Genomic DNA, 11124 nt, shown 5'->3' with positions numbered 1-11124 from the left:
ATTTCTGATTTAAACAAAGGAAATAATGCAATAGCGATTGATAATAGCCAAACCGTTATTATAGAAAATAAACGGAATTATCAAAAAATTCGGGTCAATAATAAGCTGAGAAAAGAAATCAGTACTCAGCTTGCGTTATTAGGCTTATCTAGTGCAGACCAACAACAACGTTATCAATCCGCTCTTTCATTAGTGGGAGAGCTAACTTCTGATCGTTATCAAAAAATGCTGGCGTTTTATGAAAATGAGCAGCAACAGAAGGTGAAAAATATCGCCTTACTTGCGCTAGTAACTTATCAAGCTAAACATGCAAGTGGACAAGCTCAAATCGATGCGATTAATACCATTAGCCAGTATAAAAATCCCGTTGTTTATCAAACATTGAACGCATTGCAAAATCAAAAGCTAGAACCTAAGACCGCACAGGCCGTGCAAATGGGGCTTGATACATATCAGCAGCAGCAACGCTTTTATGCTGGTATTGAAACGATCTTTTTTGGTCTGAGCTTAGGCTCGGTATTGGTGTTGGCTGGGATTGGTTTAGCGATCACCTTTGGGGTCATGGGCGTGATTAACATGGCGCATGGTGAGCTGATAATGATAGGTGCCTACACCACATATGTTATTCAGCAATTATTGCCACAGCATTTAGCACTGGCTTTACTGTTGTCTATTCCTGCTGCCTTTATTGTCTCAGGTCTGGTAGGGATCATTATTGAGCGCATGGTGATCCGCCATTTATACGGACGGGCGTTGGAAACCTTATTAGCGACTTTTGGGATAAGTCTCATTTTACAGCAAGCGGTACGTAGTATTTTTTCACCATTGAATCGCTCCGTAAGCACACCAGAGTTTATGTCGGGGGCATTAACGATTAACCCTATGTTAATGATCACTTATAACCGGCTGTATATATTGATCTTTTGCTTTGCTGTGTTCATTGCGCTACTGATGGTATTAAGAAAAACCGCACTAGGGTTACAAGTACGGGCGGTATCGCAAAACCGTCCGATGGCAAAAGCGATGGGGATCCGTTCTGAAAGGGTTGATGCGCTGACCTTTGGACTGGGTTCTGGCGTTGCAGGTATCGCAGGTGTCGCTTTATCTCAACTCACTAATGTTGGCCCGAATATGGGGCAAAGCTACATCATTGATTCATTCATGGTGGTGGTGTTTGGTGGGGTTGGAAATATTTGGGGTACATTAGTGGCAGGATTAAGCTTAGGGATCTTTAATAAAGTATTAGAGCCATGGGCGGGGGCCGTTTTAGCCAAAATATTGATCCTCATCTTTATTATTTTATTTATACAAAAACGTCCGAAAGGATTATTTCCTCAACGTGGTCGAGCTGCAGAAGGTTAATTAGCTAAGGAGTTGCTATGTACCGTCGAACGTTATTAGAGAAAGGCTCATTATTTGCTCAAGATAAAGGTGGAAAAGTAACGCTGATTATATTGTTGATGGTGTTATTTATTATTCCCCTTTGTAATTTGTGGTTGCCAGAATCACACCCGCTACATATCGAAACCTTTACCGTTTCATTATTAGGTAAATATTTAAGTTTTGCGTTATTAGCCCTCGCGGTCGATTTGGTTTGGGGGTATTTAGGCATATTAAGTTTAGGGCACGGTGCATTTTTCGCATTAGGTGGCTATGCCATGGGGATGTATTTAATGCGCCAAATTGGCGAGCGAGGGGTATATGGTCACCCTGTGCTACCTGACTTTATGGTGTTTTTAAATTGGTCTGAATTGCCGTGGTTTTGGTATGGATTCGATTCGTTTCTTTTTACTTGCTTGATGATTGTGTTAGCACCTGGGTTACTCGCCTATGTGTTTGGCACACTTGCCTTTCGTTCACGGGTCTCTGGGGTGTATTTATCTATTATGACCCAAGCACTTACCTATGCGTTGATGTTGGCGTTTTTCCGTAATGAAATGGGATTTGGCGGGAATAACGGTTTAACGGATTTTAAAGATATTCTCGGCTTTAGCCTGCAAAGTGATACCACCAAAGTCATGCTGTTTGTAGCAACAACTGTAGCGTTAATGCTGGCTTATTGTTTATGCCGTTATGTCATTAATAGTCGACTTGGACGGGTTGCAATGGCGATTCGAGATACCGAGCAACGCACTCGTTTTATGGGGTATGACGTCGATAACATCAAGTTATGGTTATTTGTTTTATCGGCTGTGTTAGCCGGTATTGCAGGTGCTTTATATGTGCCTCAAGTAGGGATCATTAATCCCGGTGAGTTTTCACCACTTAACTCGATTGAAATCGTGGTATGGGTCGCCTTAGGTGGGCGTGCCACCTTGTATGGTGCGGTAGTGGGTGCCTTACTGGTGAATTATGCGAAAAGTTGGTTCACCGTTGAACTACCCGAAGTGTGGTTATTTGCACTCGGGGCGTTATTTGTTCTATCGACGCTATATCTACCTAAAGGGGTGATAGGCGTGTTCTCTCAGCGTTCATGGCGTTTTTCTCGCTTGCCCACGTTGCGCCATCTTAAGCGCTACTTTATGGAGGTGAAATCATGAGTGCGTTATCGAAGATCTTGCCTTTAAGCTCCACCTTTCAAGCCCTAACTGAGCGAGAGAAAGTGTTTCAGTTCATGCAAACTCAGCAGCATCCGCTAGTTAATACCAAGCATAATATTTTGCTTTACCTTGAAGGGGTGAATAAATCATTTGATGGATTTAAAGCAATAGATGAGCTGAATCTTTATATCAAAGAAGGCGAGCTACGCTGCATTATTGGCCCTAATGGGGCGGGTAAAACTACCATGATGGACATTATTACAGGCAAAACCAAGCCAGATTCAGGACAAGTATGGTTAGGCTCTTCACTTAATTTACTCACTATGTCAGAAGCTGAAATTGCCAATGCTGGGATTGGCCGTAAGTTTCAAAAACCCACTGTTATTGAGTGTTTATCGGTATGGCATAACCTTGAACTGGCGATGTCGGGTGAGCGAAAAGTGTGGCAGTTGCTTAAAGCTAAATTAAATAGCGAGCAAAGAGATACCCTTGAATCGGTATTAGCCTTAATTCACCTTCAAGAGGAGAAAGATAACTTAGCGGGGAATCTGTCTCATGGGCAAAAACAGTGGCTAGAAATCGGTATGTTGCTGATGCAAAGCCCTAAATTATTATTGGTTGATGAGCCAGTGGCTGGTATGACTCATCAAGAAATGGATCGAACTGCGGAATTGCTCCATAGCCTTGCAGGTAAACATTCGGTGGTTGTGGTTGAGCATGATATGGATTTCGTTCGCTCTATTGCCAGCCATGTCACGGTCATGCATCAAGGTGGGATCTTAGCCGAAGGCACCATGGCGCAGGTGCAATCTGATCCTGAGGTCATTCAAGTCTATTTAGGGGAATGAAGATGCTTAATGTCACTGGTATTGATCAATTTTATGGTGAAAGCCACACCTTATGGGATGTCAATCTTCATGTTGCCAAGGGGCAATGCACCGTACTAATGGGACGAAACGGAGTCGGTAAAACTACGCTATTACAATGCATCATGGGGTTATTGCCAATTAAACAAGGCAGTATTTCATTAAATAACCGTGACATATCTAAAGATAAAGCAGAAGAGCGACCGTATTTAGGGGTCGGTTATGTACCTCAAGGGCGGCAGATTTTTCCTATGCTCACGGTATTGGAAAACTTATCGGTAGGGCTGCCTGTGCGAGAGAAAAGCAAACGTACTATCCCCGATTATATCTATCAACTCTTTCCCGTTTTACACCAAATGCGTCATCGTTATGGCGGAGATTTATCCGGTGGTCAGCAGCAGCAATTGGCCATTGCGAGAGCGTTAGTGGTTGATCCTCAGCTACTTATTTTGGATGAGCCCACCGAAGGTATTCAACCCAATATTGTTCATGAAATTGGCGATATCATTCAAAAACTAAATAGCGATTATGGCTTAACTGTATTGCTGGTAGAGCAAAAATTGCCGTTTGCTCGTCGTGTCGGTGATCACTTTTGTTTACTTGATCGGGGACGAAATGTCGCAAGTGGCGCAATGAAGGATTTAGATCAAGGACTGATCACGGAGTATTTAACGGTATGAATGATCCTCGTATCGCAACGCCAGTATTCAACGCTGCATCTCATACGGGATGGCAAGCGAAATTGTCACTCGGTTTTAGTGTTAAAAATCAGAAAACCGTTTTATCTCATCGTCAGCAATATGGCCCATTAGCGGTACAACGGCCTTTTTATCCTGAAAACAATATTTGTCATGCTTATTTGTTGCATCCACCGGGGGGCGTGGTCGGCGGCGATTCACTCTCCATTCAAACGGATGTTGAAAGCCATGCTCATGCATTAATCACCACACCGGGGGCAACCAAGTTTTATCGCTCTGATAATAAATGGGCAAAACAAACTCAGCTTTTGTTCGTGGCTGAGCACGGAATATTAGAGTGGTTACCGCAAGAGAATATTTTTTTCTCTGAGGCCAAAGTGCAGTTAAATACCCAGATTTTACTGGCTGAGAATGCCCGTTTTATTGGTTGGGAGATGCACTGTTTTGGTCGACCTGCACTAAATGAGGGCTTTGAGAAAGGCTATTTAGAAGGGAAAACAGAAATACACATTGCTGGTAAGAAAATATTAATCGAGCGTTTAGCTTTAGATGGTGCTGATAGTCATTTTTATATCAATGGGTTACAAAAATTTAGCTTATCAGCAAGTTTACATATAACCAATAATGACCCTCACGCATTTGAAATGGTACAAATGCTGCTTAATACTATATGCAAGCGGTATCATCTATTTGACTTGGCAATAGGTGTTACCCAGATTGAAGGCTTAATGGTCATTAGAGCCTTTGCAAATTGGAGCGAAACTATACTTTCAGTCTTTGTCGAAATTTGGCAGCAAGTTCGGTACTTATGGTTTAACACCGTGCCGGAAAAACCAAGAATTTGGGCTACTTAATCGTTTAGGGATAAGGAGTAAAGGATGGAGCTCTCCCCAAGAGAAAAAGACAAATTACTCATTTATTGTGCGGCGTTATTAGCCAAAGATCGGCTAAAGCGTGGGCTTAAATTGAACTATCCAGAATGTGTGGCGTTTATTAGTGCTGAAATCATGGAAGGGGCAAGAGCCGGTAAAACGGTCGCAGAGCTCATGGATTATGGCCGGACGTTATTAACTTCTGATGATGTCATGGATGGCATTCCTTCTATGTTACCTGATGTGCAAGTCGAAGCCACATTTCCAGACGGCACCAAGCTCGTCACTATTCATGAACCTATTGTGTGAGGGCGTATGACGAAAGTTAAGCAAGCAACGCCCCCTATGATACCGGGTGAAGTTGTCGTCGGCAGTGATGATATTGAAATTAATGTCGGTAGAAAAACGACACAAGTCGTGGTGATGAATGTTGGTGATCGCCCCATTCAGGTGGGTTCGCATTATCACTTTTATGAAGTTAATGAAGCATTGATTTTTGAGCGAGAAGCAAGTCGAGGTTATCGCCCTAATATCCCTGCAGGAACTGCAATTCGTTTTGAACCGGGGCAAAAACGCACTATCGAGCTGGTGGAGTATGCAGGAAAGCGCCAGATATTTGGTTTTCAAGGGAAAATCATGGGCAAACTATAGCCCGTTAAGGATGATGAATGGCATCTCTTCCAAGGCAAGCCTACGCTGAAATGTTTGGCCCAACCGTGGGCGATAAACTGAGACTGGCTGATACTGAACTCTGGTTATCGGTAGAAAAAGATTACACCGTTTATGGCGATGAAGTGAAATTTGGTGGCGGTAAAGTGATCCGCGATGGCATGGGACAAGGACAAGCCTCTACTTTTGACACCCCAGATTTAGTGATCACCAATGCGATTGTTCTAGATTATTGGGGGATCGTAAAAGCCGATGTTGCAGTAAAAAACGGACGTATTAGTGCGATAGGGAAAGCGGGCAATCCTGATGTACAGCCAGCAGTTACCATTGCCATTGGTGCTGGCACTGAAATTATTGCGGGTGAAGGCAGCATCTTAACGGCCGGTGGCATTGATTCACATATTCATTTTATTTGTCCGCAACAAATTGAAGAGGCTCTCGCATCAGGTATTACAACCATGATCGGTGGTGGTACGGGGCCTGCTACGGGGTCAAATGCGACAACGTGTACACCAGGTAGTTGGAACATTCATCGCATGCTGCAATCGTTAGATACTTTCCCAATGAATTTTGGTTTATTGGGTAAAGGTAATTGCAGCCAGCCAAGACCATTACAAGAACAAGTGGCGGCAGGTGCGGTGGGGTTAAAACTGCATGAAGATTGGGGGACTACGCCTGCGTCGATTGATACTTGTTTAACGGTAGCCGATGCGATGGATGTGCAAGTAGCGATTCATACTGACACCTTAAATGAATCGGGTTTTGTGGAATCAACTTTAGCGGCTATTGGCGATCGGGTGATCCATACCTACCATACAGAAGGCGCTGGTGGCGGTCATGCCCCTGATATTATTCGTGCTTGTGGTGAGCATAATGTGTTGCCATCATCGACCAATCCTACCCGTCCTTACACCATTAATACCGTCGATGAGCATTTAGATATGCTGATGGTGTGTCACCATTTGTCTCCCTCTATTGCAGAAGATGTCGCTTTTGCAGAATCTCGTATCCGCCGTGAAACCATTGCATCTGAAGATATTCTCCATGATCTAGGGGCTTTTTCGATGATCGCTTCTGATTCTCAAGCCATGGGGCGTGTCGGTGAAGTCATTATTCGGACATGGCAAACCGCTCATAAAATGAAAGTGCAGCGTGGTGCATTAGCGGAAGATACGCAGAACAACGATAACAATCGCTTAAAACGTTATATCGCCAAATACACGATTAACCCGGCGATAACGCATGGTATGGCTCATGAAATTGGTTCGATTGAAGTAGGGAAATTGGCGGATTTAGTACTATGGAAACCGGCTTTTTTTGGAGTAAAGCCAAGTCTTATTTTAAAAGGCGGCATGATAGCAATGGCACCGATGGGGGATCCGAATGGTTCTATCCCAACCCCTCAACCTGTGCATTATCGGCCTATGTTTGGTCACTATGGTGATGCCGCTAAACGTACCTCGATGCTGTTTCTCTCGCAGCAAGCATATAAAGAGGGCGTTGCCGATCAATTAGGTTTAGGCAGCTTGATTGGCGTTGTAAAACAATGCCGAACTATTGGTAAAAGTGACATGAAATTAAATAGTTGGCAGCCGCATATCGAAGTAGATTCACAGACCTATCAAGTAAGGGCGAATGGTGAGTTGCTTACCTGTGAGCTGGCCTCAGTATTGCCGATGGCACAGCGTTACTTTTTATTCTAATCGTGATGGTAAATATCAAGCTAGAGGGCGAATTCAAGGATAAATAACAGATCATAAGAGGGATAACCATGATTGAATTGATAGCCATAAAATCAGACTGTTTAAATCCACCGCAAGCGTATTTAAGTCTACCGATAGATAGCCGGATCAAAAGTCGCTTAAAAGTGTACCTAGATGATGGGCGAGAAGCGGGGTTGTTTTTACCTCGAGGGCATATTTTACGTGATGGAGAGCAACTGCTGAGTCGTTGCGGCCTCACCGTTGAAATCAAAGCGGCACCAGAGCAAGTCTCAACTGTGTATTGTGGCGATCCTCTCCTATTGATGAAGATTGCTTATCACCTCGGTAATCGTCATGTGCCATTGCAACTATCTAAGCTATGGGTTCGTTATCAACACGATCATGTTTTAGATGAAATGGTGAAAGGCTTAGGTGGTGAAGTGATGTGCGATTGTGAGCCCTTTGAGCCTGAAAGTGGTGCCTATGGTGGTAAATCAACGGGTCATCACCATCATCATTAATATTTTTATAACTAAATAAGGATATGCGTTATGAAATTATACCTTCTATTGGCTATCAGCTTATTTTCATCGGTTACTTGGGCTCACGGTGGACATTCGACAGAAGATCCTACTCATCATGCCTTACAGTCCACACTCTTTCATGGCGTGAACCTGTTTGAATCTTTGTCTGGCACCCTCTTGTTTGCATTATTGGCTGTGATTGCTTTGGTTGTTGCCTATGCAAAAAAATAAGCAGGTGCTTGATGATGAACTTGCTCAATACCGTTTATATCAATTAATGAGCCCGTCACTACCGATTGGTGGCTTTACTTATTCTCAAGGCTTGGAGTGGGCGGTAGAGGCCGATTGGGTTGCCAATGAAAAAGCGTTGGTGTCTTGGCTGCGGGTTATTGTTGAGCAAAGTATTGCCACGTTGGAATTGCCAATATTGCGACGTTATTGCCAAGCCGTTGAGCAGCAAGATTTTGCTGCAATTGCGACATGGAGTGAATATTTATATGCCTGCCGAGAAACCAAAGAACTACGAACAGAAGAGCAGCAACGAGGACGTGCGTTATTTACTTTATTAGCACAATTATCAGTGCCAACAATGAATACAGAAACACAGTTTTCGCATAATCAAAATCAACTGCTTGGCTTTGTGCTCGCCGCGAAGCATTGGCACATTTCACTTGAGCAATTATGCCAAGGGTATTTGTGGAGTTGGGCTGAAAACATGGTAATGGCGGGGGTAAAACTGATCCCATTAGGGCAAACCTCAGGGCAAAAAGCGTTAATGCAGTTAGCTGAAGGTTTCCCTATTGCTATTGAAAAATCAGCACAAGTATCTGACATCAATATCGGTAGCTATATGCCTGCATTATCTATCGCTAGTAGCCGCCATGAGACGCAATACACGCGTTTATTTCGTTCATAAAAGGATGATGACATGACTGAATATAAACAACCGTTACGTATCGGTGTAGGTGGCCCTGTAGGTTCAGGGAAAACGGCACTGCTTGAAGTGCTATGTAAAGCTATCCGCGACAAACTTAATATTGCAGTGGTGACTAACGATATTTATACCCAAGAAGATGCAAAGATTTTAACGCGCGCAGAAGCTTTAGCGCCTGATCGAATTATTGGTGTAGAAACAGGAGGGTGTCCACACACAGCGATAAGAGAAGATGCATCCATGAATCTTGCTGCGGTCGATGAGTTGGCAAGGCGTCATAAGAATTTAGACGTCGTTTTTGTTGAAAGCGGTGGTGATAATTTGAGTGCAACCTTTAGCCCTGAATTGGCTGATTTAACTATCTATGTCATTGATGTTGCTGAAGGGGAAAAAATACCGAGAAAAGGGGGACCAGGGATCACACGCTCGGATTTACTGGTTATTAATAAAATAGATTTAGCGCCCTATGTGGGGGCATCACTGGAGGTGATGGAACAAGATACTCAAAGAATGAGACCAACCAAACCTTTCGTGTTTACGAATTTAAAGCAAGGGGAGGGACTCGACACGATCATTGATTTCATCGTAACAGAAGGCATGGTTGAATTGAAAAATGAATAGGCATAAAAAAGCCCCATTATTTGGCTAATATAATGGGGCTTTTCTTTAGATAAGGAGCCGTGATTATGAGGTTAGTTGTTTAACCGCTAATGCTTCTTCTTCCTCATCTTGTGCTAATTGCTCTGCTGATGCTGGTGGACAACGATCGACGAACCAACCCATGAATGAACACACAATCGTCACGATGATACAGACGAAGCTTAACCACATAAATGGTGCGTAAGACAGCGTAGCAACACCTAAGATACTCGCCATGTAAATACCGTTATCACTCCATGGCACCATACCTGATGTTAAGGTACCGCCAAACTCTGCGTTACGAGATAGGTTCTTACGTTGGTAACCTAAACGGTCGTAGTTTTTCGCACAGATTTTAGGCGTAAGAATAAGCGATACATACATTGCTGAACCAAATACGTTACCTAGGAAGGCAGTTGCAATCGTTGATACAGATAGGCTACCTGCAGAATTTACACGCTTTTCAAATAGGCGAGCAATCGTTTGAAGTACACCCACTTTATCAAGTAAGCCACCAAAACCAAGACCGAAGATGATCACAGCAACAGAGCCAAGCATTGAAGACATGCCGCCACGGTTTAGGATTGCATCGATAAACTCAACACCAGAGCTAATAGAGAATGGTGCCCATGCGGTGTTAAATGCAACCAGTGGATCCATACCTTGGATCATAACTGCCCATATAATACCTAGTAGCGAACCTAGCGTGATCACTGGGAATGATGGTAAACGCAGTGCCAGCAGTACAAGAACGATAACAACAGGAATGAAAGACAGTGGTGAGATAACAAACTGCTGATCCATTGCTTTGATAACTGAATCAACTTGTGTCATGTCTACATTACCTGAGTAGTGGTAACCCACAACAGTAAATAGAATGGCAGTGATCACGTAGCTGATCAGTGCGATAGGCAGCATACCTTTGATGTGTTCCATGATTTCAACGTTAGACATTGAAGAAGCAAGGATCACTGAATCTGATAGTGGTGACATTTTATCACCGAAGTAACAACCAGAAAGTACCGCACCTGCTGTCATTGGTGCTGGAATACCTAAGCCTTGGCCGATACCCATCATCGCGATACCTGCCGTACCTGCTGCACCCCAAGAAGTACCTGTTGCTAATGCTGTTAATGAACAGATGATCATTGTCGCAAGCAAGAAAATGGAAGGGTGAATAGCTTTCAGACCGTAGTAAATAATTGTTGGAACAATACCGCCAGCGATCCAAGTACCAACAAGTGCACCAACGGCTAATAGGATCAGTACAGCACCGAGGCCGTTTGCAATACCTTTGGTTGCTGCTTTTTCTAACGATTTGTAATCATGGCCTAACTTAATACCTAAGCCCATGATAATGAACCAGCCAATGTAAAGTGCTAGCTGAATAGGTAAATGCAATTTAGCGGTAAATGAGAATGCTAGTGCAAGGAAAATACCGAGAGCAACAAGAACTTGCATCAACGAGGGTAGTTTCACAACAGTCTGTTTTTCCATACTTCTAACCTTGTTTATCGTACCTGTAAAATGGGGAATTAGCCCCAAAAGTCAGTAATTAATCTTTCTATACTGGTTAATCGATCACGTGTATCACAGCTTGTAACAAACTTTGGCTACTGTAGCAGGTGGCTTTAAAACCGCGATAAATAATGTGTCTTTATGTGACCTGAGTCTTTTGC

At 43.3% G+C, this 11124-nt stretch carries 13 protein-coding genes; 12 read left to right on the top strand and 1 reads right to left on the bottom strand.

Going from position 1 to position 11124, the window contains the following annotated elements; translation table 11 throughout:
• The 12 genes from urtB to ureG form a co-directional block, all read left to right on the top strand.
• Positions 1 to 1362: urea ABC transporter permease subunit UrtB (urtB, locus tag E5A76_RS05685; RefSeq protein WP_161118358.1), on the top strand; the 1362-nt coding region annotated here is incomplete at its 5' end.
• 17 nt (positions 1363 to 1379) lie between these two features.
• Entirely contained in the window at positions 1380 to 2540 is a 1161-nt protein-coding gene (gene urtC / locus E5A76_RS05680) for an urea ABC transporter permease subunit UrtC (protein WP_161118357.1), read from the top strand.
• Positions 2537 to 3388, top strand: coding sequence for an urea ABC transporter ATP-binding protein UrtD (gene urtD / locus E5A76_RS05675; RefSeq protein ID WP_107165404.1), 852 nt, complete (start codon positions 2537 to 2539; stop codon positions 3386 to 3388). The genes urtC and urtD overlap by 4 nt, the downstream gene beginning before the upstream one ends.
• Before the next feature lie 2 nt (positions 3389 to 3390).
• A complete protein-coding gene (gene urtE, locus E5A76_RS05670; RefSeq protein WP_107165403.1) occupies positions 3391 to 4086 on the top strand; it encodes an urea ABC transporter ATP-binding subunit UrtE in 696 nt (231 codons plus the stop codon).
• Positions 4083 to 4958, top strand: coding sequence for an urease accessory protein UreD (locus E5A76_RS05665; RefSeq protein WP_161118356.1), 876 nt, complete (start codon positions 4083 to 4085; stop codon positions 4956 to 4958). Before urtE ends, E5A76_RS05665 begins: the two co-directional genes overlap by 4 nt.
• Before the next feature lie 24 nt (positions 4959 to 4982).
• Positions 4983 to 5285: an urease subunit gamma gene (ureA, locus tag E5A76_RS05660; RefSeq protein WP_053986981.1), complete on the top strand. Its 303-nt coding sequence runs from the start codon at positions 4983 to 4985 to the stop codon at positions 5283 to 5285.
• 36 nt (positions 5286 to 5321) lie between these two features.
• On the top strand, positions 5322 to 5627 hold the full coding sequence (locus E5A76_RS05655; RefSeq protein ID WP_161118359.1) for an urease subunit beta: 306 nt from the start codon (positions 5322 to 5324) through the stop codon (positions 5625 to 5627).
• A gap of 17 nt (positions 5628 to 5644) precedes the next feature.
• Positions 5645 to 7348 (top strand): urease subunit alpha, encoded by a 1704-nt coding sequence (ureC, locus tag E5A76_RS05650; protein WP_161118355.1) that lies wholly within the window; start codon positions 5645 to 5647, stop codon positions 7346 to 7348.
• A gap of 68 nt (positions 7349 to 7416) precedes the next feature.
• Entirely contained in the window at positions 7417 to 7869 is a 453-nt protein-coding gene (gene ureE, locus E5A76_RS05645) for an urease accessory protein UreE (protein WP_161118354.1), read from the top strand.
• Positions 7870 to 7899: 30 nt separating this feature from the next.
• Positions 7900 to 8103, top strand: a complete 204-nt coding sequence (locus E5A76_RS05640) for a hypothetical protein (protein ID WP_053986978.1) — start codon at positions 7900 to 7902, stop codon at positions 8101 to 8103.
• Entirely contained in the window at positions 8090 to 8788 is a 699-nt protein-coding gene (locus E5A76_RS05635; RefSeq protein ID WP_161118353.1) for an urease accessory protein UreF, read from the top strand. Before E5A76_RS05640 ends, E5A76_RS05635 begins: the two co-directional genes overlap by 14 nt.
• A gap of 12 nt (positions 8789 to 8800) precedes the next feature.
• Entirely contained in the window at positions 8801 to 9427 is a 627-nt protein-coding gene (gene ureG, locus E5A76_RS05630; protein WP_053986976.1) for an urease accessory protein UreG, read from the top strand.
• Between the two features lie 63 nt (positions 9428 to 9490).
• On the opposite strand, the gene nhaC is transcribed toward ureG, so the two are convergent.
• The gene (gene nhaC, locus E5A76_RS05625; protein WP_053986975.1) at positions 9491 to 10942 is read right to left on the bottom strand and encodes a Na+/H+ antiporter NhaC; all 1452 of its coding nucleotides are present in this window, start codon (positions 10940 to 10942) and stop codon (positions 9491 to 9493) included.
• Between the last annotated feature and the right edge of the window lie 182 nt (positions 10943 to 11124).

It is taken from the genome of Photobacterium lucens (assembly GCF_009873615.1).
Taxonomy (GTDB): domain Bacteria; phylum Pseudomonadota; class Gammaproteobacteria; order Enterobacterales; family Vibrionaceae; genus Photobacterium; species Photobacterium lucens.
This window is presented reverse-complemented; position numbering and strand designations above follow the sequence as displayed.

What these genes read in the sequence shown, in the direction of transcription:
- ureA (WP_053986981.1), top strand. Translation starts at nt 4,983, where the DNA reads ATGGAGCTCTCCCCAAGAGAAAAAGACAAATTACTCATTTATTGTGCG.
- nhaC (WP_053986975.1), bottom strand. Translation starts at nt 10,942, where the DNA reads ATGGAAAAACAGACTGTTGTGAAACTACCCTCGTTGATGCAAGTTCTT.
- urtD (WP_107165404.1), top strand. Translation starts at nt 2,537, where the DNA reads ATGAGTGCGTTATCGAAGATCTTGCCTTTAAGCTCCACCTTTCAAGCC.
- ureE (WP_161118354.1), top strand. Translation starts at nt 7,417, where the DNA reads ATGATTGAATTGATAGCCATAAAATCAGACTGTTTAAATCCACCGCAA.
- ureC (WP_161118355.1), top strand. Translation starts at nt 5,645, where the DNA reads ATGGCATCTCTTCCAAGGCAAGCCTACGCTGAAATGTTTGGCCCAACC.
- E5A76_RS05635 (WP_161118353.1), top strand. Translation starts at nt 8,090, where the DNA reads ATGCAAAAAAATAAGCAGGTGCTTGATGATGAACTTGCTCAATACCGT.
- E5A76_RS05640 (WP_053986978.1), top strand. Translation starts at nt 7,900, where the DNA reads ATGAAATTATACCTTCTATTGGCTATCAGCTTATTTTCATCGGTTACT.
- E5A76_RS05665 (WP_161118356.1), top strand. Translation starts at nt 4,083, where the DNA reads ATGAATGATCCTCGTATCGCAACGCCAGTATTCAACGCTGCATCTCAT.
- ureG (WP_053986976.1), top strand. Translation starts at nt 8,801, where the DNA reads ATGACTGAATATAAACAACCGTTACGTATCGGTGTAGGTGGCCCTGTA.
- urtC (WP_161118357.1), top strand. Translation starts at nt 1,380, where the DNA reads ATGTACCGTCGAACGTTATTAGAGAAAGGCTCATTATTTGCTCAAGAT.
- urtE (WP_107165403.1), top strand. Translation starts at nt 3,391, where the DNA reads ATGCTTAATGTCACTGGTATTGATCAATTTTATGGTGAAAGCCACACC.
- E5A76_RS05655 (WP_161118359.1), top strand. Translation starts at nt 5,322, where the DNA reads ATGATACCGGGTGAAGTTGTCGTCGGCAGTGATGATATTGAAATTAAT.